Here is a 24,082-nt window from a genome sequence, read left to right on the forward strand (position 1 = left end):
CAGTAACGATAGTTAATGCCCGTCGATATATTCTTGCAGCTTTGTCTCGGCCTCTTCACCGAATAAAATCGCACAGGCTTCTTGCAGCCCCCTGGCAGAGACAATTTCAGCTTTGGTTAGCACCATCTCTATCTTCGAGCGGCGGCGTAAAAAGTCTTCCAAGCGCGTAATCATCTCGCGTCGAGCGGCATAGTGCAGTTCAGCACGAATGTACTCAGCGTTCTCGATCAACTGCTCGGCTTGTGAGGGATCACGTTGAATTTCATCCAAGATTTGGATGGCATTGGCATCGTAGCGCCGCCATAAGCGTGTGGTTAATGGTTCAGAGCAGTAAGCCGGCGTTAGTGCATCTAAATCCATCAATTTAGCTCGGCGTAAAAACGCTTGTTTGAAAGCCTCTGTCGACTCTCCATACCACTTCGCTTTAGGATCCGGTAAATCAATCCCCAGAGCTGCCACATGCGCACTGATCTCTTCGCCCACATTGATACAATCGGTCAGCTTACCGCCGAATACACTAATAAACTGCTGCTTAGGATCCACGTCAATGGCATGTTTGCGCGACAACTGCACCCAATCAGCTTTACCACCACTACCTTTTACTGCCAGCGGTCTAACGCCGCAACGCTCAGCAATCACATCAGCCATCGTCAACGGCTCGGGTAACGCCAGTAGTTTATTCACGTTATCCAAAATAAATTGTCGGTCGGCTTCCGTGGCTTCTGTCTCAGGTTTATCTACCTGAGTATCTGTTGTACCGATGCACGTGCGCTTACCCATCGGAATAACAAAAAACAGCCGCCCATCAGAGGCAAAAAATGCTAGAACCTTATCCACTTGGGTCAGTTTTCTCACTAACAAATGCACGCCCTTGGAAAATACATGAGAGTGCTCGGTAGTTACTCGATTCAGCTGATTAAAGGTGTCGACATAGGGTCCACAGGCATTGACGATCGTTTTTGCGGTTACGCTAAAACGCTGATCACTTTCCTGACACTCCATATCAACATGCCATACCCCGTTAACGCGCATCGCTTGTGTCGCCTGAATATAATTGGCCACGCATGCATCGTTATCCATCGCGGAGCGAATAAAATTGAATACAAAGCGCGCGTCATTATCAAATAAAAACGCATCCGAATACTCTAAGCCACCCGCGGCATTAGCGACATTGATGGCTGGCTCACGCGCTTTAATTTGTGCGGCACTGAGTAACTTGGGCGCTTGGGTAAAAAAGCGCCCCATCAGCCAATACAAACACGCGCCGAGGTAAACAAACCAATGCGGGAAGCGAAAGCCTTTCTGCAACGTTGTTAAAAAGCGGATCTCTTTAACGGTTGAAGGATAGCTGCGCATTAAGTGATTACGACTTTTACAGAGTTTATTAACCAGCAGGTACTCATGGTTTTCTAAATACTTGATCCCACCCCAGGCCAAATTGGATGAGTTCGATGAGGTAAATCCAGCAAAGTCGCCCTTATCAACTAACGCGACTTTGGCGCCCTTTTTTGCCAATGCTGCTGCCGAGACGGCACCATTGATGCCACCACCGATGATCAACACATCAAAGGTTGATGTCGATAATTTTTTGATGTTGGTCTCACGCAGCTTTTTATCGCGCATTTCTTCACCTTTTAAACCTGCCTCATTCATAGATTAGCACCTTAGTGACAGCATCTTAAACGTTTTTGTTATTTCCTGTTGAGAGATAAGGTTCGATGGCCTACATTGAACGTAGTCACCCAATTTGAAACCTGATTGCGGTAAAGATACTATAACAATTAAATAATAATATAAATAAGACAATAAATATGCCAAAGACAGCTATCCTTGCCATTGATCAAGGCACCACCTCAAGCCGTGCCATCGTATTTTCACCGACCGCCGAAATTATTTGCACGGCGCAACAAGAGTTTACCCAGCATTATCCTGACGATGGATGGGTTGAGCATGATCCGGAAGAAATTTGGTCTACCACCCTCAGTGTCTGCCAGCAAGCGATCGCCAGCGCGGAAGATCGCGGCTTTACGATTGCAGGTATTGGGATCACCAATCAGCGTGAAACCACTGTGATGTGGGAACGCGCCACCGGCAAACCCATTTATAATGCCATCGTGTGGCAAGACCGGCGCACAGCACAGCAATGCAGTACTCTCTCTGAGCAAGGGCATGATATTTCAGCGCGCAGTGGCTTGCGTTTAGATCCCTACTTTTCGGCCAGCAAAATCGCTTGGATATTGGATCACGTCGACGGTGCGCGCGCACGCGCTGAAGCGGGTGAACTGGCGTTTGGAACCATCGATACTTTCCTCATTTGGCGATTAACCAATGGCAAAGTACATGCCACCGACACAACGAATGCCAGTCGCACCAACCTGATGAATATTAATACCCTGGAATGGGATGATTCGCTCTTAGCGCTGTTTACTGTGCCCCGCTCGTTGCTACCGACAATCAAGCAAAGCGCTGATGATTTCGGCACTACCGCTCCCGGGGTGCTAGCGCAGGAATATCCAATTGGTGGTGTAGCAGGCGATCAACAGGCCGCGTTAATCGGCCAGTGTTGCTTCTCTCCAGGTAGTCTTAAAAGCACCTATGGCACCGGCTGTTTTGCGCTGGTCAATACAGGCGACACGCCGCGGTTTTCCAGCAATCAATTATTAACTACCGTGGGTTATAGCATTGGCGGCAAGACGGCTTATGCATTGGAAGGGTCAATTTTTATCGCCGGTGCAGCGGTGCAATGGTTACGCGATGGCATTAAAGTGATCAGCGATGCCAAACAAACTAAAGCTCTGGCTGAAACCGTAGAGCACAGTCATGGGGTAGTACTGGTGCCGGCCTTTGCCGGGCTGGGCGCGCCGCATTGGGATCCGCATGCGCGTGGCAGTGTCTTTGGGTTAACCCGCGGTACCACCGAAGCACATTTGGCCCGCGCGGCACTGGAGTCGGTGTGTTTTCAAACCCATGATCTCCTCTCGGCAATGCAACAAGACGGCATCGATGTACAAGCCGTCCGCGTTGATGGGGGGATGGTGAATAACGACTGGGTGTGTCAGTATTTAGCAGATATCATTGATGTTGCGGTCGTTAGGCCTCAGGTTATGGAAACTACCGCCTTGGGCGCGGCTTATTTGGCTGGGCTGCAATGTGGCGTGTACGCAGATTTGGACACGCTAAGCCAGCAAAATCCAGTCGACCGTTGTTTTGACAGTCAGATGGATAATGCGCAACGAAAACGAAGCCTGCAGCGTTGGCAAGCGGCGGTTAATGCTACTCAACTGTTTGCTCGTGAAATCCAATAACACAGGTAAAATAGCTCAAAATTTTGCGCTGATGTACGATAACCTAATTACAGCCAAGCCGTTGAACTGAGTATGAATTTAAAACTAGCCCGACAATCCAAAGTCCTCATCATTGATGATCAGGTTTTAGCCAAGGGCTACATGAAGTACTCGTTGGAAGAGCTAGGTTTTCAGAACATTGAGTACAACGACAAGGTGAATCAGGCACTGGCGACCATTCGGCGTGACTATTTTGATTTGATCATTTGTTCCTATGATCTCAAAAACGAACAGGACGGCTATTACCTCTACGATCAGCTCAAACAAGATGGTGACATCGCGCCGAGTACCGCTTTCGTTTTTATTAGTGCTGATACAACCCCGGATATTGTGCACAGTATCGTTGAATTGCAGCCGGATGACTTCCTTGCTAAACCCTTTACTGTGCGTGAATTGGATAAGCGCTTAACACGCGTGCTGCAACGCAAGCAAGCACTCAAACCCATTTACCAGCTAATGGAACGCCAACAACCCGAAAAAGCCCTCGCCCTGTTAGAAAACTTTTTGGGAGAACCGAAAAATTCCGAATTCTTTCCTTTGGCATTAAAAACCAAGGGCGAATTGCTGGAACAATGTGGCTTCTTTGAACAAGCCATCGATTTTTATCAGGCAATACTTAACGTGCAATCCTTTGCTTGGGCGCAGTTGGGGTTAGTACGTGCACTGATCAAAACTGACCATGACGACGATGCTGAAAAACGCATACTAGAGCTTGCCTTTAAGCCAGATTGTAAGCTTGCGGCCTACGACTTATTGACTGCTCTACAAATCAAACAACAAGAATTTGATGATGCGCTGGAGAGTGTAGAAGTCGCGACGGAATTGTCACCACGCAATATTCGCCGCCATAAAACGGCGATGGAGTTGTCCCGCATCACCCACGACTATGCGGCCCAGTTTGAAGCGGCTAAGCGGATCGTAAAATTTGCCAAACATTCGATCCATGATAAGCCGGAAAACTATCTGGCAGTGGCACGCGCCGGGATTGATTTTGCCATGACGGCAGATGAGTCACAAACGTACAAGTTGATCAAGCAAACCACTGAGTACCTCAAGCAGCTTAAATCCCACTTCCCCAAGGCGGATGTTGATGATCAGGTTAAAGTAATCGATGCGCGCTTGTTGTACCTGCAGGACGAAACTGATAATGCAAAAGCGCTCCTCAGCCAGTTAAGTAATGAGGCATGGGAAGCCGAGCCCATGGAGGGATTGCTCGACAAAGCCAAAGCCTTTCATGAAGTTGGCTTGGTAGAACATGCGTTAAATATGTTAGATGTAATTGAACGACGCTGTAAGCATGATCCCGAGCAAGGTGAGTTGTTTTTACATTACATCGAGCAAGAGAAGCATGAAAAGACCGCGATCCAATCCAGTCCAAAAGAGCTTAATAATGCCGCGGTTACCCATTACCAAAAGGGCGATTTGGACGAAGCTCTGCATATTTTCCGCCAGGCGTTTACTATCATGCCGAAGAACCCTTCTATCGCGCTTAATTTACTCCAAGCGACCGCCGTGGAGATCCGAGAAAAAGGCGTGGCCGATAATACGCCCACGTTAGTGCGTAACTGCATCAAAGCCATCGAGAATGGCACGCTAACCCCTGAGCAAGAGCAGCGATATCATAACGTAAAAAGCTTTTTGAAGGACGTGGTCTAGAGCGATGAAATAATTGAGTGTAGAAGCGAACCGCTAATAGCTTACCTTGCTTTCTGGTTGTAAGCGTTCAGCGCCACGAATAATCACTTTATCTCCCGCATTTACGCCTTCAGTCAGAACCACCCAAGGACCATCAGCAAAGCGCACATTCGCCGTGATTTGTTGCGCGGTATTGTTGCTATCCACTACATAAATAAAGCGCTGATTACCGCGAATAACCAAAGCATCGCGCGGCACAGCAACTACAGATTCAGGCATTTGTACTGGGATATCTGCCGTCACCGAATCACCAATGATCAAGTGGCTTTCACTCACGTTAAGACGAATTTCAGCCATACGTGAAGCTGGATCTCCGATGGGGACGATTTTTCGGATCGGAAAATCGTGCGCGTGATCGCCATGTTCAACGCTGATCGACAGGCCTTCACTGAGCAAATTTAGCAACCGGATAGGCACGGGTATGGATAGATCTTTTAGTGATTCATTAACATAGCGCACAATGGGGTCACCGATCCGAATATACTCGCCGGTGTGCGCAAATTGTTCAGCGATAACGCCAGCAAACGGTGCTTTCACGCGGGTATCATCCAGTGCGCGTTGGGCATTCTGTAACCACGCGTTGGCGCTCGCAATTTCTTGTTCAATGCGCAACATCGCGGCACGCTCGCGTTGTAGTTGATTCTTCGAAGCGTTATCTTGGCTGGCGAGTCGTTCAAAGCGTTCAACTTCACTTTGGCGAAACTCTAAATCCACCTTCAGTGCCGCTAAATCCGCCGCACGACTAGTCAACGCCCAACGTGCGCGGGCATCGTCAAGTTGTGCTAATGTCGCTCCTTGGTTAAATTTGCCCCCTACATATTCCACATTCACCAAGCGCCCTTCGACTTCGGCAGAGATCACAGCATCTTGCAGCGCTACGACATTCCCTTTGAGCTGCATGCTGGGTGCCAAGTCCATGCGCTCAGCGCTGACCACTTCGACTTGTGCCGGCGGCATCTCTTGCGCCCACACACCAACACTGGTGACAGCCAGTGCAAGCGCAAACAAAGATAAGTGAAGGTTAAACAGTGGTCGCATTAGGTTTTCTCTGAGTAAAAGTCAGTTGTAGTAAGCAAGGTAAAAGTATTAGGGTAAACACGGTAGAAACACTCATACCACCAACAATTGCTGCCGCCATCCCGCGGTAAATATCACTGCCATCACCGGGGATCAACAGCAAAGGTAGCATGCCAAATAAACTGGTTAAAGTACTCATGAATATCGGTCGCAAGCGGATGGATAGCGCCTGCTCTACCGCATCTTCTACCCGTAAACCCGCTTTTAAGCCGTCGCGGGTCTGCGCAACAAGCAAAATGGCATTATTCACCACGAGCCCAAGTAAAATAATAAACCCGATCATACCGAGCAGATCCAGCGGCTGCGACTTGAACAGGTTGAGCACCTGAATGGCTAAAACGCCTCCCACGCCTGCGAGAGGCAGGGCAATACACACTTGCAAAGCCGCCTTCAACGACTTAAATAAACCAGTCATGATCAATAGTAATAATAAGAAGGCGAGGACAAAGTTAAGGCTCAAGGTAGACATCGCTCGCGCTAAATCTTCAGCGCTCCCCGTATATTGCACCGATGCATCGGCTGGCAGCTGTGCTAATAATTGCGGTTCAACACGCTCTTCCAAAGCATCAATGAGTGCCTCTAGTGACATATCTTGGGGTGGATTTACCACTAAACTGTACCCCCGTTTGCGCTCCATACGCACAATGGCGCTAGGGGCCAAAACGGTGTCAATCTCAACCAATTCAGACAACGGTAAAACGCCGCCCTTTGGGGTGCTCACCGGCAATTCGGCCAGCGCTTCAGGTGTTGCGAAGCGTTCAGTTTTTAGATAAATATCCAAGCGTTCCTGCCCATCAAAGTATTCACCCAGCCACAACCCCTGACCTAGCTGAGCAATCACCGCGGCGAGATTATCCCGCGTCCACCCCACTTCTTTAAGGCGACTATCATTGGGCATAAAGCGTAATTCTGTGGTTTCAGAAAACGGGTCGGGTTCTGGGTTCGCAGTGGCGCCTGGGATTGCTTGCATAACCAGACCCATGCCCATCATTGCCGCGCCTTTCGCGGCAGCCAGATCAGTACTGGTGATCTCTATACGTACGCTATTAGTGTCGCTAAATCCGCCAAACAAACTGCGCCGCATGGAAAATCCAAACATATCGGGAATGCCACTAATGATGTCCTGCTGAATGGTTTGCTGCAGCACATCCAAATCAGTTCCTTCAGCGCCATTCAGCGCCAACCAACCGCCAGAGCCGCCAGGAAAAGACCAGAAAAAATAGTCCCGCACGTGCGGCATTTTCTCACCACTCAAATGCGGCTCTAGGCGCTTCGCAATCAATTGGGCAATTTCACGATCCGCAGTGGCCACGTTAGTCCCCGGCGGGAAAAACAAGAAACTATCGACCGTATCACGCTTCACCGGGGGCAGATAATTACTCGTTGGCCACAATAGGATCATGCACGCCAAAGGCACAGAGATCAGCCCTGTCACCCAGAACCAACGTTTGGCAGTGGTATTACTGAGTACCATCAGTGCCCGCACCATCCCTTGCCAATGGTTATGGGCTTTGCCTTCGGCCAGATCATCACTGCGCAAGAAGTACTTGGCACCGGTTGGCAGCAGAGTAATCGCGACAATTAACGACACGGAAATACCGATGGCGATGGTTAACGCCAAATCGGCAAACATTTGGCCTTCGGCGTCTTCTAAAAACATGATCGGAATAAAAATCGCGACCGTGGTGGCGGTTGAGGCCAGTAATGCACCCCAGACTTGGGTTGGACCTTCGGAGGCCGCCACATCCACGCTGGCCCCCTTTTCACGCAAGCGCACAATGTTTTCCAGTACCACGATAGCAGCATCAAGCACCATACCCGTTGCGAATGCGAGCCCAGCGAGAGAAATCACATTGAGCGAGCGCCCGGCAAAGTTCAACACCACAAACGTGGCTAACAGGGATACAGGGATTGCCGTAGCAATTAACAGCGTGGCACGCCACTGGCGCAAAAACAGCCATAACACAAAAACCGCGAACAACATCCCGACAATCAAGTTGCTGGTTAGTAGGCCCATGGAGCGTTTAATATACAAACCCGGATCGAAGGAAAACTGTGCGTACATGTTACGCTCAGCAAACACCGTCTGATTGAGTTCATCCATTTTTCGCTTAACGCCATCTAAGGCTTCAAGTACATTGGCATCATTGGTTTTCGATACTGCTAGACGAAATGCCGGATTGGCATTTTGATAGATGAAGCCACCCGCACGGCCGGGACCTACTTCAACCCGTGCAATATCACCCAATTTGATCTCCACGCCATCACGCTCTTCGAGGATCAAATTGGCTAACTCATCAATGTCATAGCGCCCTTCAAAGCGCACGGTATATTGCTTGCGGCCAATATCCACAAAGCCACTAGACATATCCTGTGAACGCCCTACCAGAGCGGGGATTTGCGATATATCAATACCTAAATCGGCAGCCCGGTATATATCAAAAACGATTTGCAATTGTTCACCGTCGCCCCAGCTGCCATCATCAAACTCAATGCGTGAAACCCCATACAGGGCTTGTAATTCGGGTAGGACAAAGTCGCGAACAAAGTTACTGTTGGCCTGTTTTTGAGCACGCGTGATGCCTTCTTCGTTTTGAATAAAATAATCAATTAAGGTGTCGTTGGCGTCCCCCCACTCCCCCATCATGATCTGTGGTTTTTGCGCATTGGCGGGTAATGGACGCAGGCGATTAAGCCGACTGATCACGTCTATCAGGGCGCGTGTCATGTCAGTTTCCAGCGCAAATTCCAACTGCATAAAGCCAAAATCCGACATGCTCCAAGCTACCATATCAGTCATGCCGGGCGTACCGACCAATACTTCTTCAATGGGCACGGTAAGTTCCGACTCAATTTCAGCCGGTGATGCCCCCGGCCAGGAACTGATCACGGTAATTATCGGCTTCTCAATGTTCGGCAAGAGCTGAGCAGGGATCTTAAATAAGGAAATAACGCCCAAAGCTAGTACCATGAACGTAATAATTACCACCGCGATGGGGTTATGTAGACTGCTGTTGGTCAGTTTCACGTTGATCCTTAAGGAATCAAATTATTCTGCGTCAAAGCCTCCCATGTGCGCAGCATGAGCCACATGGAATGCACCTTCTTGAAATTGCTTGAGTCCGGTTTCTTTAAAATTAACTGCCACAGGATGACGCTTTAATGAGGCTTTCATTTGTTGTCCACCAAGGGTTTCAACCTCAAGAGAGTCAATCAACTGGATCGCCGCTTCCATTTTAAAGCCTAATGCTCCACCCGAAAACTTGCCGGTCAATGGCCGTTCACGGATCACCACACGAGTGACTTTGTAATCGCCCATGAGCTGTTTAAAACTGGACTGAAAATAACGAATGTCGGTGGTGCGGTTTCGTTTACTCAACGCTAATTTCCGTACCCGACAATCAGGCATAAAAAATACACCTTCCCGGTATTCAAGTAAGCAAATCACGGCTTCAGTGCCTTGGATGTCGACGCCACAAATGAGCATATAGTAGTCTCGTAAGTTAAGAGTGCCCATTGTCGCCGATTTACTCACAGATTCATACCCGCTAACGGTAAATTCACTGGCGTTCTGAGCACTCACTTTAACTTAAGCTGCTAGGGGAAGATTTTGATCAGTCGATCACGTTCGCGTCATAGGATGTGCAATCAATATGAATGATTGAGCATGTCCACATCAAGCACCGGTGATGCATCAATGTCTTCGGCATTCATCATTGATGCGATACGCTGCATATTGGCGATCATCATACTTTGCTCCCACGACTCTAACTGATCAAAACGTTGGATAAAGTGTGCTTGTAACGGTCTGGGAGAATCTTGCATGGCTTGCTTTCCGCGCTCTGACAAATGCAATAATACTTTGCGTTTATCTTGTTCCGACCGTTCCCTTACCACATAGTGATTGGCTTCGAGCCGATCTAAAATACTGGTGACTGTGGCAGAACTTAAATTAATGGCATTCGCGATATCTTTCGCTAGTACCCCATCCTGATTATCGATCTCATGCAAAACTAATAATTGCGGACTCGTAAGACCGGTTTCTTTTTTTAGTTTCTTAGAATACAAGTCAATGGCTCGCGTGACCTTACGCAAGGCAATGAGTAATTCGTCGTAGCGTTGCTCTCTCATAGTGTTGGTTTTGATCATGCCTATCGATAGAGTTTGTCCAAACGTGTGCGCTGCCGTCGTTTTTGTTTCGATCCGCCGAAATCGTTAAAACTATTTTCAACGCGACCATAAAACAGTAACACAAATCACATAATAACTTCTACACTAATCATTAATGCAATATAAAACGCACTAAAACCACGCTAAAATCCAACATAGATTCCATTTAGGTTGATTTCGTAACCAATTTAACGCATCATAATAGTTCGCATACTAATTATTTTTATAGAAACTATTTAGAGAGGTCTTTAAATGGAGTTTACGCAATGGATATCCATTAGCATTTACTTCCTTGCCATGCTGGGAATTGGGGTGTTTGCGTACCGTACATCCACTGATGATGTTTCTGGCTACCTGCTGGGTGGTCGTAAGGTAAGTCCTCATGTAACGGCATTGTCTGCAGGTGCATCCGACATGAGCGGATGGATGCTGATGGGTTTACCCGGTGCTATGTTTTTGGTTGGCTTTGAGACTGTTTACATTGCTTTGGGTCTGTTGCTTGGCGCGCTGGCAAACTACTTCCTCGTGGCACCGAAACTGCGCGTATACACAGAAGTCGCTGGCGACTCTCTAACGCTACCCGAATTTTTCGCCAATCGATTTGGTGGTGACAAGCAAACAGTGCGTATCGTATCGGCAATCATCATCGTGATGTTTTTTACCCTGTACACCAGTGCAGGCCTCGTCGCTGGCGGTAAGTTATTTGAATCTGCGTTTGCGGTTGATTACCACATTGGCTTATTTGTTACGCTTGGCGTAGTCGTGGGTTATACCCTACTCGGTGGCTTCCTCGCGGTCAGCATGACTGACTTTGTACAAGGCTGCATTATGTTTATCGCACTGGTATTAGTTCCAGTGGTTGCCTTTCAGTCGTTTGACAGCGTGAGTGAAATGAACGCATTCGCCACCCAGTCGATCCCATCGGTAACTGACGGGTTGACGCAGCTTTCATTACTAGGGCTGCTGAGCGCTTTAGCTTGGGGCTTGGGATATTTCGGTCAGCCGCACATCATCGTACGATTTATGGCAATCCGTTCGATTAAAGATATTGCCACCGCACGCAACATTGGCATGAGCTGGATGCTGGTTACCATAATCGGAGCCCTGGGCACGGGACTGGTCGGTATTGCTTACGCCAATAAATTCGATTTGGCAGTGGCCGATGCGGAGACGATTTTTATTATTTTTTCAGAAATCCTGTTCCATCCGTTGATCAGTGGCTTCCTACTCGCAGCCATTTTAGCGGCGATCATGAGCACGATTTCATCACAGCTGTTAGTCTCTGCCAGTTCGTTAACTGAAGATTTATACCGCGTATTTCGCCAAACAGATGTTACTCAGCAAGACGACAATCGCTCGGTGATGATCGGTCGTTTTGGCGTGGTGGGTGTTGCGTTGGTAGCTGCCATGCTCGCCTTTGACCGTTCCAATACCATCTTAGGTATCGTGAGTAACGCTTGGGCAGGCTTTGGCGCTGCGTTTGGCCCTCTGGTGCTGTGTAGCTTGTACAAGGCGAACTTGACGCATAAAGCCGCGATCGCGGGCATCGTCTCGGGCGCAGCCACGGTATTGTTTTGGATCTACGTACCGGTGTTGGCAGACGGCGCTACTTTGAGCTCTGTGGTGTATGAAATTATACCCGGCTTTCTCGTGAGCTTTACCACCATTATGGGCGTCGCTGCACTTGACGCGTCACCGTCGCAGCAAGTTCAAGATGAATTCGAAAAGACGCAACAACTTGTGACCCAACATTCATAAATAGAGGTTCGTGTGGATAACACTAATTGGAAACGCATTGTTATTAAATGCGGGAGTGCACTTATTGCACCGAAACAAAATGGCTGTAGTAGCCACTACTTGCTCAGCATCGCACATTTTATTCTACGCTGTCGTGAGCGCGGTATTGATGTGGTGTTGGTATCGTCAGGCTCGGTAGCTGCTGGTCGTCATTTATTTGATGATCAGGAGAAGTCGATTTCGACCAAGAAGGCCATGGCCGCTGCGGGCCAAACCGAAATGATGGCGACCTGGGATAAACTATTTGATTTTGCCACTGCGCAAATTTTGCTTACTCACGCTGATCTGCGTGACCGCGAACGCTACGTCAGCATTCGCAACACTATCGATCGCTTAGTAGAAAATGGGATCCTGCCCATCGTTAACGAGAACGACACGGTTACTACCGACAAATTAAAAGTCGGTGATAACGATAATCTGTCGGCGATGGTCGCGGCGGCATTTGATGCTGACGCCCTGATCATCTGCTCGGATGTGGACGGCTTATACGACAAAAATCCACACAAATACGATGATGCTAAGCTCTTATCGTGGATCAGTAAGATTGACGAAAGTACCTATGAAATGGCTGGTGATGCGGTGAGTGCCGTTGGCACGGGGGGCATGAAAACCAAGATCCAAGCAGCTGAAAAAGCCACATCACACGGCATTGATACATTCATCGTCAATGGCTTTACTGAATTGTCATTTAATCAGCTGTTGGCTGGAAAAAATCCGGGAACGCATTTTCAACCGCTGGCCAAACCCTTGAGTGACCACCAGCATTGGATGACTCATACTTCCAATGCACAAGGTGAACTGGTTGTTGATGAGTCCTTTGATGCTCCACCTGAGGAGACGAGTGAGCATTTAACGGGAGCGACCCTGAAAGAGGTTAAAGGCCAATTTAATGTGGGTGATACGGTACTTGTGCGCAAAGAAGACGGCACCAAAATAGCCAAAGCGCGCTCGAACTACAGCAGTTGTTTACTGAATTTTATCGCTGAACAGGATAATCCCGAATATGCCGATGAGTTCCAGAAGAACACCGGCCCGATCCTGTCAGAAAAAAATATCGCAATTTTGGAGAAGTAATGAGTTTAATTAATACTATCGCAACGGCCGCTGCAACCGCGGCACGTCAATTAGCTGTGTTATCAGAAGAAAAGAAAAATCAAGTGCTGAACGACATGGCTGCAGCGCTACGCGAAAACCAAGTGGCTATTTTAACGGCCAACGAGAAAGACTTAACTGAAGCGCGCAAAAACAATCTGGCACTGGCCATGATTGATCGCCTAACCTTGGATCCCCAACGTATTGAAGATATGGCGGTGGGTATTGAGACGATTGTGAGTCTGGATGATCCCGTGGGTGAAGTACGCGACTTAGGCGAACGTCCAAACGGTATCCAAATCAGTAAAATGCGGGTGCCGTTAGGTGTGGTGTGCATGATTTATGAAGCTCGCCCCAACGTTACGGCGGATGCAGGCGCATTATGCTTTAAATCAGGCAATGCCGTTATTTTGCGCGGCGGAAAAGAAGCGCTTAACAGCAGTTTGGCGATCGCTGAAATCTTACAATCAGTACTGAATCAGCATGACCTACCAGAGGCGTTAGTTTCTGTAGTCCCCGACCCCGATCGGGCGCACATGATGGAATTGATGGAGCAGCGCGATTTGATCGACGTAATCATCCCGCGTGGCGGAGAAGGCTTGATTAATTTCGTGACTGATAACAGTAAAGTACCCGTGATCCAGCACTTTAAGGGTGTATGTCACCTGTATATTGATAAAGACGCCGACATTGAAAAAGCACTGAATCTACTTGAAAACGGCAAAACTCAGCGTACTGGGGTATGTAACGCGCTTGAGGGTTTGTTGGTGCACAAAGCTATTGCCGACAAGATCATGCCCAAGGTCGCAGCACTCTTCGCTGATCACGGCGTGCGCGTCAATGGCTGTCAGCAAACGGCCAGTTACATTCCGGCAACTAACGTGATCACGGAAGGTGAATTTGGTGAAGAATATTTAGATTTAGAGATTGCTATTCGCATTGTGGACAATACTGATATGGCATTGGACCACATCGCGCGGTTTGGGAGTAATCATACCGAAGTGATCTGCACCGAAAACGAAGTCACAGCTAAGCGCTTCCAGCGCACTGTGGATGCTTCGGTAGTCATGGTAAATGCTTCATCACGCTTTTCTGACGGCAGTCAGCTTGGTTTGGGCGCCGAAATTGGTATCGCCACCACCAAGTTGCACGCATATGGCCCCATGGGTTTAGAATCACTGACAACAGAGAAATACTTAGTTAACGGTGACGGTCAAATTCGCGCTTAAACGATTAGTTCGCTATCATGGCGCAACACCCTGATGATAGCGGGCCGTAATGTCATTTAACGTCGAACATGCCCAGTTGTTGCTGGTCGATATGCAAGCCAAACTGCTACCGCATATTGACGCCAACACGCACGTACTGCTGCGCGCCAAACAATTATTGTTTAGCGCGCATGCGTTCCATATTCCTATCACGGTTGTTGAACAATATCCCCAAGGGCTCGGACCTACCCTGCCCGATTTGCTGCACCTTTGTGCGGATGCACCAGTGCTAAGCAAACAGACTTTTTCAGCGCTTAAAACACCCGCTATTGTGCAGCACCTTGATCACCAACAACGCCAGCAATTAATTATCCTTGGTACCGAAGCGCATGTCTGCGTGCTACAAACCGCGCTAGATGCGAAACGGTTAGGTTATGATGTCGTGCTTGCGTGGGATGCCTGTGGCTCACGTTATAACGAGGACAAAAATCTAGCCGCGAGGCGCCTACAGGAAGCCGGTTGCCAGTTAGTCAGCACCGAGATGCTGTTATTTGAATGGTTGGGTAGCCGTGAGCATGAGCAATTCCGCACGATCATCGCGCAATTACGGCAAACCCAGTAATTGACGATGCCAAGCGCAAACGAAAATAAATACATAGAAGCTATCATCGATGCGCTGGACAGTATGCGGCTAGAATTGCGCAACGGAATGAGTGAGTTCGATTTATTACAAAAGCTTATGGCATCGCCCTACGCGTTGTTTAAGCCAGATGCGCTTCATGGCTCGTTAGCCTTGTTTCAAAGCCATTTTATTCTGTTCCATTGCTTGTATCGATTGCGCCAAGAGTGGCGAACTCAGCAAATCGGCGAATTGCATATCCATACTACTGCGATTGAGCTTCGGCCTCATCAGCATACCGAAGCTGCGCTGACTAACAGCGATCCATTGCAAGATTACTATCTGGACTGGAGCCAGTTTGCGAATACCAGTGGCGCAGATGTCGATGAGCTGTTGGAGCAATTTTGGCAGCAGTTTGGAGGCTCAAGCAATTCCACCATAGAGCCTGACATCCTCTCAGAGAGTTTAGCAATATTGGGATTAGACGAAGATGCAGCAACTAGCTTAGCCACAGTGAAGCAATGCTATAAGCGCCTGCTGCACCAATACCACCCCGACAAAGGAGGTGATGCAGCACACGCGCAGCGCATTGTCGCGGCCTATCACACGTTGCGCCGCTACGCCCTACAAGCCAACGTGTAGAGCGCTTTTCAATGCATTATTCTTGCAGCGCAAATTCGCCTTCAATCATAACCGTTACATCATCACCAATATTGGGTACAAACTTATCCATCCCCCAAAGACTGCGCTTGATGGTAGTCGTTGCAGAAAAGCCCATAGTGGGTAAACCGCTAAACGGCTGTTTTAACATGGCGCCGTTGAGTGTTACATCCATGCTGACGGGTTTGGTCTGACCGAGAAACGTTAAATCACCGGTCATTGTCGCCTGATTATCGTTACGCATAGTTATACTGGTTGACGTAAACGAGATTTGCGGAAACTGCCCAGCATTGAACCAACCACTATCCTGCGCCAGCGTCTTATCAAAGTCTTCTTGTTCAGGATTGGGATAGGCTGTTTGAATGGATGTTGGATCAATGGTTACATTGACTTTGCTGGCAGCAATATCAGTCGGGTCAAAATCAATCGCTGCATCAAAACGGGTAAAGCGCGCAGTGTAGTCAGACAAGCCAAAGTGTGAAACTTTCCAGACTATACTGGCATGCGTTAAGTCAAGTTTGTATTGACCTGCCGGTAATTCTGAAAACGGACTTTTAGCAAACACCCAGCTAATGCAGCCGGTTAAAGTCAGCACTGTAATGAGCAGTATTTTCTTGGTCATGGTTTTCTCCAGATAAGCAGCTAAACCATTGCTACGCGGATAGCGCTTGTTCAGATTACCCGTTGAGGCAATTATCGCTTCACAACGCTCAATTGATAGGTCTCTACCTGCATATCACCCAGTGGATCTTTGTGCATGCCTGAAGCAACGTAATGCATGCCAAGCTTTTTCATTATTGCAATCGACCCCGTATTCTCCTTCACCGCTATGGCTGAAAACACCTGCACGTCGGTGTTTCTTTGTAACTGCGCCATGACCTGTGCGGCCGCTTCAGTCGCGTAGCCTTGGCCCCAATAGGGCTGCATAAAGCGCCAACCTAATTCCAAATTCTGCCATTGGGGTTCGGCGCTAAAAAAATGCATTGGGCGCACTAAAATCCAACCAATAAAGGCCTTCGAACGGCGCTCAAAAACGCCCCACATACCCCAGCCTTTTTGCGGCTCAGTGTAGGATGCTAAACGCGGTAACATAACGTCGTGCAATTGCTCTCGCGTGGTTACATGTCCACCGTTTATAAAACGCATCACGTGCGGATCCTGATCAAGGGCATATAGGCAATCAATATCGTCGCCAGACGTTGGATCAAGGAGACGAAAAGCCAAACGATCACTGGCTGGTATACGCATTAACATTGCTCTAGAAATTGATAAACGGAATCGACAATAATCACGTTAGCACCTGCGGCATTGGCAGTATCGCAATAAAATTGGGCGCCCTTGCGATGGGTACTATCTTTTGGGATAACGCCGATGCGCAGTTGCGGTGTAATTTGACTTTCTATAATCGCTAACTTAGCAAAATCAGTCGCGTTATCTTGACTAATAGCAATCGATTGCGCCTGCGAGTAGTCATACACCACGCGCAAATACTCGCGGCATAAGCGCAAAAACTCAGGGTCCTTATGCACCGTCATAATATCTTGGGCATATACCGTTTCTGTTAAGGTAACGACCACCAATGATTCTTTTAAGGTATAGCGACTCGCCAATAGACTATTCTCACATCAAGCCAGGTTGTAGATTTTTAGCACAACAGGTACGCGCAAGTCACTCACATTGATAATCTTAAGTCTGCTGTAATTGTTGGTGAATATTGCTCACCAGCGCGTTAGGAATACATAACTGCCGAGCGAGAGCATCAAGATATTCACCTGACGCAGGTTGTGTTAAATCAATAGCGCTAGCACTTGCCGCATACACTTCAATGCCGGTTTGCGCATCGGGCACTGCTGCAACTAATGCTTGCAGTGTCATGGGTCGACGCAGTTCATCAAACAACGTGGCCTTTTCTTCAACGCTAAGATCGAGCGTTTCTACTTGCTCGAAAATGTGGTTTCTCTCAGCATCGTCGATATGCCCGTCGGCATAGGCAGCTGCAATCATGGCCCGCATTAACAGTAATTGACCCGATTCATTCTGCTCATCAACAACCTCGCTAAACTGCTCCTCATGGAGACGCGCTGGTGCATAATTAAACGTATTCGCTTGTGGTAATGGTTGCTGTGGGTCGGCATAGCTGTGCGTGTTGCTGCTGGGGTGTCCCGTGGGCTGCTTTTGGTTAGCGGAGTATTGCTGATAGGCTTTCCAGGCAAGACCACCTACGGCGGCAAGTGCACCGACTTTTAACGCGGTTTTACCGACTTTTCGGCCTTTCTTGCTAGCGACCATACTGGTTAGGCCACCACCGGCAACTCCGCCCAAAAATCCACTGATAGCTCCTGACTTGGATAGACCGCCGACTAATTTTTGTAGATCACGCATGCTGTTCTCCTGTTGCTTATGCTCAGCATACGCATGCTCAGCCGCAATTAATACCTGATGTTTATTGATTGTTTATTCGTATTTAATGAACTTTTGGACCATATTTTTCATGTCTTAGTCAATTGCACGAATGACGAGCACCAGCTCTCTATGGCACACTATGCTGATTCTGACTATTCGCAACTCACTATGCGCCGCTCACGCAATATTACTGATCACGATAAACCCATTAACTGGCAGATATTCAAGAAACTATGGCCCTACCTGTTAGAATTTAAACAACGGGTATGGCTGGCCATTGCCTGTTTGGTCGCCGCCAAAATTGCCAGTGTTGGCCTGCCCTTTGTGCTCAAACATACTGTCGATGCACTGAATGTCAGTAACACTCAAGCTCAATTACTCGTGGTTCCCATCGCGTTGATTGTCGCCTACGGCGTGTTGCGTCTGGCTAATGTGCTACTTGGCGAAATTCGCGACACCCTGTTTGGCCGTGTGACCGAGCGGGCGATGCGGCGGCTTGGCTTAACGGTGTTTAAACATTTGCACGCACTGGATTTGGATTTTCATCTGAGTCGGCAGACCGGTGGTCTTTCTCGTGACATTGAGCGCGGCACCAGCGGCATCAGCTTTTTAATGCGCTTTATGGTGTTCAACATTGGCCCTACCCTGCTCGAGATCGGCTTGGTGGTAGGTATTTTACTGTTCAATTATGGGGCTGCATTTGCTGGGATCATTCTGATCTCCGTGGTGACTTACGTCGCTTTCTCAGTCAAAGCCACCGATTGGCGTACCCGTTATGTACGCGCCATGAATCAGGCTGACAACACCACCTCAACACGGGCAATCGATAGCCTAATTAATTTTGAAACGGTCAAGTATTTTGGCAACGAAGATTATGAGGCTAAACGCTACGACCATGACTTAGCCAATTGGGAAACCGCCCGACGCCGAAACCGTTTATCGTTATTTGCTCTGAATGGTGGGCAAGCCCTCATTATTGCCGCCGCGATGACCGCTATGATGGCACTGGCTGCTGTGCGCGTAGCCAATGGTGAAATGACAATTGGTGATTTTGTACTGATCAACGCCTTTACCATGCAGATTTTTATGCCACTGAACTTTTTAGGTTTTGTGTACCGCGAAATCCGCGGCTCATTAGCCAATATTGACAACCTATTTGATTTACTCGCGCAACACCCCAAGGTTACTGACTCGCCTACCGCGACCCCATTGCCTGGGGCTAACGGGCGGATCCAGTTTGAGCACGTCTCATTTGGATATTCAGCAGAACGCCAAATTTTGCATGATGTCAGCTTTTGTGTTGAGCCTGGTCAAAAAGTTGCGATTGTCGGCGAAAGTGGTTCTGGCAAGTCGACCATCTTTAAATTGCTGTTTCGCTTTTACGACCCCACGGGTGGCTCGATTACTATTGATGACATTCCTATCCAGTCTGTTACCCAAGCGTCCCTGCGCGAGCAAATGGGTATGGTCCCGCAAGATACCGTACTATTTAACGATACATTGTTAGAAAACATTCGCTATGGCCGACCTAGTGCAACCGACGAAGACGTCAACGAAGCCATTCGCTTAGCACACTTAGACGCTTTTATCGCGAGCTTACCTAAAGCAGGCAATACTCCCGTGGGAGAACGCGGCTTAAAGCTCTCCGGCGGCGAGAAACAACGCGTTGCCATCGCACGAACCATCTTAAAACGCCCACCTATTTTAATCTTTGATGAGGCCACATCATCACTGGATTCTGAGTCTGAGAGGTCAATTTTAAGGGCCTTACGCGACATCGCGCGCGGCCATACCAGCATCATGATCGCCCATCGACTTTCGACCATTGTGGATGCTGATAACATACTAGTATTAGACAAGGGCCGCTTGATTGAACAAGGCTCGCATGCGCAGTTAATTGCCCAAAATGGTCGCTACGCCGCGCTCTGGCAAGCGCAACAAAAGCAAGATGATGAGTGATTGATAGAAGCGTCAGATGTTTAAATAACGTCTAACAATTTAACCAATCAGCACTCCGTCGCCTAGTTAAGGTTGTACACCGTTGCGGTTAGACGTCATGGCGAGTGTTCGGGTTAAGAAGAGGAATACCTTAGTTCATTTGCGCTAATGCGGCTTCATATTGCGCTAACAATTGCTGTCCACGCGGAGTATTTTGAAAGACTAACCACAGGGTTTCTTTGGGCAAGATAATAATTGACTCAACACGGTCTCGCAGCGCCTCAGGCACATTGTGGGCATAATCCAAAATCACCTCTATTTTACCGGACTCCAGGAGGGCAAAAGCGCGCGTGACGTCATCGTAGCGCAAATGCGAGGTATAGTTATTTAGCAGACCCTCAAATTGGTAGCCATTGCGCCAAGCCACCAATTTGCCATCAATATCAGCGACTGTTTGCAAATTGAGCCGTTCCGGTAAATAGAAAGCGCGCAGCTCATTTTCAATATCAATGGGTAACTTTGGGTATAGTTTATCGGGGTACGTTGTGCGGTATACCCCCACTAAAATATCCGCACGTTGGGCAAGAAACAAACGCCGTGCCCGTTCAAATTCACCGATATCCCAACGGATACTATGGGTATCTTGAAAGGCTGCACGCAGTGGTTCAAGATAGGTGCCGCTGCCATCGGGTTCAACAAACCCTGGCCAGTGAGCACCAGCCACCGTAAGGCTTTTATTTTGCGCGCAGGTAATTGATGGCGCAGTCAGCCCGCAGAAAGCAATAACGTAAACCACCGCTAGCCAATAAACTCGCATACTATGCATCAAGTCAGGGTAACTTGACTTAACCATAGCGGCCAGTATCGATGGCGTCAATCCGATAGCCGATCAGATTGACGCAATAGTTTAGCGGTGAGTACGCAGGCGATCAGCAACTAAGAACGCCATTTCCAAGACCTGATCCGCGTTTAAGCGCGGATCACATTGTGTTTGATAGGCTTGGGCCAGATCATCGTCACTGATCTTATAGGCACCGCCGGTGCACTCAGTTACATGTTGGCCGGTCATTTCCAAATGGATCCCGCCAGCGTGAGTCCCCTCAAGCGCATGCGCCGCAAAAAACTGCTGGATTTCACGCAAAATTGAGTCGAAATCACGCGTCTTATACCCACTACTAGCCTTAAATGTATTGCCGTGCATGGGATCTGAACTCCATACTACATGACGCCCCTCTTGCTTAACACGACGTAACAACGGTGGTAGCTTATCTGCAAGGGTATCGGCCCCCATGCGCGTGATCAACGTCAACCGGCCAGGGTCATTCAGCGGATTTAACGCGTCAATCAACGCGATCAGCTCATCCCCCTGCATACTCGGCCCAATTTTTACTCCAATAGGGTTATGGATCCCCTTAAAAAATTCAATATGCGCATGATCTAACTGACGCGTACGTTCACCAATCCATACCATGTGCGCACTACAATCATAAGGTTTACCTGTTAACGTATCGATGCGCGTTAACGCTTGCTCATAATTCAGTAACAAAGCCTCGTGAGACGTAAATAATGAGGTTTCATGTAAGGTGCCAGTGTTAGACGAGTTGATACCAATCACGTTCATAAAATCCAAGGTGTCTTGGATCCGTGTGGCCATATCATGGTAGCGTTCTTTCAGTGGGTTATTTTCCACAAACGCCATATTCCAACGGTTAACCTGATGTAAATCGGCTAAGCCTCCTTGGGCAAACGCTCTTAATAGGTTTAGCGTTGACGCGCTGCGATGATACGCATCCAGCAGCCGTGTAGGATCCGGTTCACGAGCCTCAGCAGTAAACTCAAAACTGTTGATGATGTCACCACGATAGCTCGGTAGCGTAACCCCGTTTATGGTTTCGGTATCGGCGGAACGCGGCTTGGCGTACTGACCAGCCATACGCGCGACTTTTGTCACCGGGCAGCGCCCTGCAAAGGTTAATACAATCGCCATTTGCAACAAGACTTTAAAGGTGTCGCGTATCTTAGGCGCATTAAACTCGTCAAAAGACTCCGCGCAGTCGCCACCTTGCAACAAGAAACCATTACCTAAACAGACATCGCTGAGTTGCTTACGCAGCTGTCGCGTTTCTTCAGCAAACACTAAAGGTGGATAGGTAGCCAATTTTTGTTCAACTTCGCTTAATTTAGCTTGGTCATTATAAGTAGGCTGCTGCAGTATGGGTTTTTCTCGCCAGCTGTCCGGTCGCCAGTTGTTCATGTGCGCTCACATCCTGATTGATTGTTCTCTGCGCTGCAGAATATCACAGCCTGTCGTGAGTATTTAGCGCAGAAGTAAAGAATTCGTATGCATTTTCAGAATAATTAAGATAAAAATGACACGCAAAGCACGTCGCTAAATTTGCCGTGGTTATTACCTCTTCAACGCGGCCTTCAGCTACGATTTCACCTTTTTTAAGCAACATCGCGTGGGTAGCGCAACGATGGGCCAAATTAATATCATGGCAGGTCATTATGATGCAATTGCCATTATTCTTTAACTCGGCGAATAACTCCATGACCCTCAATTGAAACACAATATCAAGGCCTTGTAGCGGTTCATCAAGTAACAATACGCCATCACCATGCATCAATAATGACCATTGTTGTAGCAAAATGCGTGCAATATGCACGCGTTGTAATTCTCCGCCAGACAGCTGAGATAATGGCGTATTCAAATAGTCATTTATCTGTAACGCCGCCTCAACAGACTCAGGTACCGCAACGCTGCTTGCGTAGAAGCGTAAGAGCTCGGCAACGCTAAGAGCAAATTGTGAAGTGACTTCTTGGGCCAAATAACTGCGCCGGCTAGCAAGTTCAGAGACGCCCCAATGTTGAATTGGACTGCCAATAAACTTCACGCAGCCGTGAAACTCCACAGGCATTCCGGCGAGCGTAGCGAGCAAGGTTGTTTTACCAGCGCCATTGCTTCCCAAAATGGTATATAAGCAGCCAGATCCGATGCTCAGGTGAGGCACTGACAAACGTTGGCCCACGCGCAAATCGTCGATTTGCAGCAGCGGGAGTGTTTTGCTTGACGCATTACTGTGCACGCAACTGTCCTTTGAGTAAGGCGTAAACAAATAGCGGCCCACCAATGGTTGCCGTTAGCATGGAGACCGGCAAGGTGGTTACTGCCCACAACTCGGTCACATAGCCAATGGCGAGCAGTAGTGCACTGCCTAAAAGCGCCGATGCAGGAATAACATAGGCATTATCGTGGCCCAGCAATAAACGGATACTATGCGGGATCAATAAACCAATAAACGCAATCGAGCCGGCCAGTGATACCGCAACACCGACTGCGACAGCACATGCCAAGAGTAGTTGCCGATTCACACGACGCACATCTACACCCGCCGCAAGTGCTGCTTCTTGGCCTAAAAATAAACGGTTTAGCTGGCGACTCTGCAGCAGGATGAAACCCAGTGCGAGCAATACGACTGGACTCGCTATAGCAACTATCACGACATCAGCTTGGTACAGACTGCCCATCAACCAAAAGGTTAAATTGCGCATCGCTTGTGCGTCAGCAAAGTAGTACAACCAAGCGACTACAGCCCCACTCACCGTGGAAATGGCAATCCCGGCCAAGATAACCGCCACTGGCGCACCACGCAGGCGTTTAGCCATTTGATAGATCAATGCAGTTGACAACATAGCACCAACAAAACAACTCAGCGGTAGCAGATAATGGACGTAAGCGTTGGCGTCAAAGAATCCGGTAAGTAGGACAATCGCCGCAACCAAACTGGCACCGCTGGATATACCAATGATACCTGGATCGGCCAGTGGATTGGCTAACAGTACCTGCAAGGTTGCGGCACTGGCTGACAATGCAGCGCCGACCAACACCGCAGTTGCTATCATGGGCAATGTGAAGTGCAGTAAAAGATATAACTGTGCAGGCCCCTCTTCGACCTGCCGAAATTGCAACTCGATGATGGCGGTGATTAATGCCAGCGTGATCCCGGCCAAAATAATAAGTACCCAACGCTTACGCGCGCGCTGTGGATCCGCGACGTTGGCAATAGCAGACACAGCAG

Annotated in this window: 21 protein-coding genes; 8 read left to right on the top strand and 13 right to left on the bottom strand. The window is 48.4% G+C overall.

What is annotated here, in order from left to right; translation table 11 throughout:
* Window positions 1-12: 12 nt before the first annotated feature.
* Window positions 13-1,653 (bottom strand): glycerol-3-phosphate dehydrogenase/oxidase, encoded by a 1,641-nt coding sequence (locus AC121Z_RS10600; protein ID WP_498123998.1) that lies wholly within the window; start codon window positions 1,651-1,653, stop codon window positions 13-15.
* A gap of 158 nt (window positions 1,654-1,811) precedes the next feature.
* On the opposite strand from AC121Z_RS10600, the gene glpK reads away from it, so the two are divergent.
* Window positions 1,812-3,305: a glycerol kinase GlpK gene (gene glpK / locus AC121Z_RS10605; RefSeq protein ID WP_498124000.1), complete on the top strand. Its 1,494-nt coding sequence runs from the start codon at window positions 1,812-1,814 to the stop codon at window positions 3,303-3,305.
* Between the two features lie 72 nt (window positions 3,306-3,377).
* Window positions 3,378-5,000 (top strand): response regulator, encoded by a 1,623-nt coding sequence (locus tag AC121Z_RS10610; protein ID WP_498124001.1) that lies wholly within the window; start codon window positions 3,378-3,380, stop codon window positions 4,998-5,000.
* A 33-nt stretch (window positions 5,001-5,033) separates the two neighbouring features.
* Here the strand turns inward: AC121Z_RS10610 and AC121Z_RS10615 are convergent, their stop codons facing one another.
* From AC121Z_RS10615 to AC121Z_RS10630, 4 genes are all read right to left on the bottom strand, one after another.
* On the bottom strand, window positions 5,034-6,077 hold the full coding sequence (locus tag AC121Z_RS10615) for an efflux RND transporter periplasmic adaptor subunit (RefSeq protein ID WP_498124002.1): 1,044 nt from the start codon (window positions 6,075-6,077) through the stop codon (window positions 5,034-5,036).
* Window positions 6,061-9,144 carry an efflux RND transporter permease subunit gene (locus tag AC121Z_RS10620; RefSeq protein WP_498124003.1) on the bottom strand — a complete coding sequence of 1,028 codons (3,084 nt, stop codon included), beginning with the start codon at window positions 9,142-9,144 and terminating at the stop codon, window positions 6,061-6,063. The genes AC121Z_RS10615 and AC121Z_RS10620 overlap by 17 nt, the downstream gene beginning before the upstream one ends.
* Before the next feature lie 21 nt (window positions 9,145-9,165).
* Window positions 9,166-9,699, bottom strand: a complete 534-nt coding sequence (locus AC121Z_RS10625; protein ID WP_498124004.1) for a DUF3010 family protein — start codon at window positions 9,697-9,699, stop codon at window positions 9,166-9,168.
* Window positions 9,700-9,764: 65 nt separating this feature from the next.
* The gene (locus AC121Z_RS10630) at window positions 9,765-10,265 is read right to left on the bottom strand and encodes a MarR family winged helix-turn-helix transcriptional regulator (protein WP_498124005.1); all 501 of its coding nucleotides are present in this window, start codon (window positions 10,263-10,265) and stop codon (window positions 9,765-9,767) included.
* A 273-nt stretch (window positions 10,266-10,538) separates the two neighbouring features.
* On the opposite strand from AC121Z_RS10630, the gene putP reads away from it, so the two are divergent.
* From putP to AC121Z_RS10655, 5 genes are read left to right on the top strand one after another with little or no spacing between them, the layout of a single operon-like run.
* Window positions 10,539-12,044 carry a sodium/proline symporter PutP gene (gene putP / locus AC121Z_RS10635; protein ID WP_498124006.1) on the top strand — a complete coding sequence of 502 codons (1,506 nt, stop codon included), beginning with the start codon at window positions 10,539-10,541 and terminating at the stop codon, window positions 12,042-12,044.
* A 12-nt stretch (window positions 12,045-12,056) separates the two neighbouring features.
* Window positions 12,057-13,157, top strand: coding sequence for a glutamate 5-kinase (gene proB, locus AC121Z_RS10640; protein ID WP_498124007.1), 1,101 nt, complete (start codon window positions 12,057-12,059; stop codon window positions 13,155-13,157).
* On the top strand, window positions 13,157-14,404 hold the full coding sequence (locus tag AC121Z_RS10645; RefSeq protein ID WP_498124008.1) for a glutamate-5-semialdehyde dehydrogenase: 1,248 nt from the start codon (window positions 13,157-13,159) through the stop codon (window positions 14,402-14,404). Before proB ends, AC121Z_RS10645 begins: the two co-directional genes overlap by 1 nt.
* Before the next feature lie 49 nt (window positions 14,405-14,453).
* Window positions 14,454-15,005 (top strand): isochorismatase family protein, encoded by a 552-nt coding sequence (locus AC121Z_RS10650; RefSeq protein ID WP_498124009.1) that lies wholly within the window; start codon window positions 14,454-14,456, stop codon window positions 15,003-15,005.
* A 6-nt stretch (window positions 15,006-15,011) separates the two neighbouring features.
* Window positions 15,012-15,644 (top strand): DNA-J related domain-containing protein, encoded by a 633-nt coding sequence (locus AC121Z_RS10655; protein WP_498124010.1) that lies wholly within the window; start codon window positions 15,012-15,014, stop codon window positions 15,642-15,644.
* 16 nt (window positions 15,645-15,660) lie between these two features.
* Here AC121Z_RS10655 and AC121Z_RS10660 read toward each other — a convergent pair whose 3' ends face one another.
* The 4 genes from AC121Z_RS10660 to AC121Z_RS10675 form a co-directional block, all read right to left on the bottom strand.
* Complete coding sequence (locus tag AC121Z_RS10660; protein ID WP_498124011.1) at window positions 15,661-16,284, bottom strand: YceI family protein; 624 nt, start codon at window positions 16,282-16,284, stop codon at window positions 15,661-15,663.
* A gap of 71 nt (window positions 16,285-16,355) precedes the next feature.
* Window positions 16,356-16,910, bottom strand: a complete 555-nt coding sequence (locus AC121Z_RS10665; RefSeq protein ID WP_498124012.1) for a GNAT family N-acetyltransferase — start codon at window positions 16,908-16,910, stop codon at window positions 16,356-16,358.
* Complete coding sequence (locus AC121Z_RS10670; protein WP_498124013.1) at window positions 16,910-17,272, bottom strand: hypothetical protein; 363 nt, start codon at window positions 17,270-17,272, stop codon at window positions 16,910-16,912. Before AC121Z_RS10670 ends, AC121Z_RS10665 begins: the two co-directional genes overlap by 1 nt.
* A gap of 76 nt (window positions 17,273-17,348) precedes the next feature.
* Window positions 17,349-18,044 carry a tellurite resistance TerB family protein gene (locus AC121Z_RS10675; protein ID WP_498124014.1) on the bottom strand — a complete coding sequence of 232 codons (696 nt, stop codon included), beginning with the start codon at window positions 18,042-18,044 and terminating at the stop codon, window positions 17,349-17,351.
* 189 nt (window positions 18,045-18,233) lie between these two features.
* Here AC121Z_RS10675 and AC121Z_RS10680 point away from each other — a divergent pair, with 189 nt between their 5' ends.
* Window positions 18,234-20,024: an ABCB family ABC transporter ATP-binding protein/permease gene (locus AC121Z_RS10680; protein WP_498128218.1), complete on the top strand. Its 1,791-nt coding sequence runs from the start codon at window positions 18,234-18,236 to the stop codon at window positions 20,022-20,024.
* A 130-nt stretch (window positions 20,025-20,154) separates the two neighbouring features.
* Here the strand turns inward: AC121Z_RS10680 and AC121Z_RS10685 are convergent, their stop codons facing one another.
* From AC121Z_RS10685 to AC121Z_RS10700, 4 genes are read right to left on the bottom strand one after another with little or no spacing between them, the layout of a single operon-like run.
* Window positions 20,155-20,880: a transporter substrate-binding domain-containing protein gene (locus AC121Z_RS10685; protein WP_498124015.1), complete on the bottom strand. Its 726-nt coding sequence runs from the start codon at window positions 20,878-20,880 to the stop codon at window positions 20,155-20,157.
* Window positions 20,881-20,910: 30 nt separating this feature from the next.
* Window positions 20,911-22,257 carry a class II 3-deoxy-7-phosphoheptulonate synthase gene (locus AC121Z_RS10690; RefSeq protein WP_498124016.1) on the bottom strand — a complete coding sequence of 449 codons (1,347 nt, stop codon included), beginning with the start codon at window positions 22,255-22,257 and terminating at the stop codon, window positions 20,911-20,913.
* Between the two features lie 43 nt (window positions 22,258-22,300).
* Entirely contained in the window at window positions 22,301-23,089 is a 789-nt protein-coding gene (locus AC121Z_RS10695) for an ABC transporter ATP-binding protein (protein ID WP_498124017.1), read from the bottom strand.
* Complete coding sequence (locus AC121Z_RS10700; RefSeq protein ID WP_498124018.1) at window positions 23,079-24,077, bottom strand: FecCD family ABC transporter permease; 999 nt, start codon at window positions 24,075-24,077, stop codon at window positions 23,079-23,081. Before AC121Z_RS10700 ends, AC121Z_RS10695 begins: the two co-directional genes overlap by 11 nt.
* Window positions 24,078-24,082 lie beyond the last annotated feature (5 nt).

The sequence above is a fragment of the Alteromonas sp. DYW1 genome (genome assembly GCF_059752595.1).

Coding starts and splice junctions, on each gene's coding strand:
- AC121Z_RS10600 (WP_498123998.1), bottom strand. CDS start 1,653: ATGAATGAGGCAGGTTTAAAAGGTGAAGAAATGCGCGATAAAAAGCTG.
- glpK (WP_498124000.1), top strand. CDS start 1,812: ATGCCAAAGACAGCTATCCTTGCCATTGATCAAGGCACCACCTCAAGC.
- AC121Z_RS10610 (WP_498124001.1), top strand. CDS start 3,378: ATGAATTTAAAACTAGCCCGACAATCCAAAGTCCTCATCATTGATGAT.
- AC121Z_RS10615 (WP_498124002.1), bottom strand. CDS start 6,077: ATGCGACCACTGTTTAACCTTCACTTATCTTTGTTTGCGCTTGCACTG.
- AC121Z_RS10630 (WP_498124005.1), bottom strand. CDS start 10,265: ATGATCAAAACCAACACTATGAGAGAGCAACGCTACGACGAATTACTC.
- putP (WP_498124006.1), top strand. CDS start 10,539: ATGGAGTTTACGCAATGGATATCCATTAGCATTTACTTCCTTGCCATG.
- AC121Z_RS10645 (WP_498124008.1), top strand. CDS start 13,157: ATGAGTTTAATTAATACTATCGCAACGGCCGCTGCAACCGCGGCACGT.
- AC121Z_RS10650 (WP_498124009.1), top strand. CDS start 14,454: ATGTCATTTAACGTCGAACATGCCCAGTTGTTGCTGGTCGATATGCAA.
- AC121Z_RS10655 (WP_498124010.1), top strand. CDS start 15,012: ATGCCAAGCGCAAACGAAAATAAATACATAGAAGCTATCATCGATGCG.
- AC121Z_RS10660 (WP_498124011.1), bottom strand. CDS start 16,284: ATGACCAAGAAAATACTGCTCATTACAGTGCTGACTTTAACCGGCTGC.
- AC121Z_RS10665 (WP_498124012.1), bottom strand. CDS start 16,910: ATGCGTATACCAGCCAGTGATCGTTTGGCTTTTCGTCTCCTTGATCCA.
- AC121Z_RS10675 (WP_498124014.1), bottom strand. CDS start 18,044: ATGCGTGATCTACAAAAATTAGTCGGCGGTCTATCCAAGTCAGGAGCT.
- AC121Z_RS10680 (WP_498128218.1), top strand. CDS start 18,234: ATGCGCCGCTCACGCAATATTACTGATCACGATAAACCCATTAACTGG.
- AC121Z_RS10690 (WP_498124016.1), bottom strand. CDS start 22,257: ATGAACAACTGGCGACCGGACAGCTGGCGAGAAAAACCCATACTGCAG.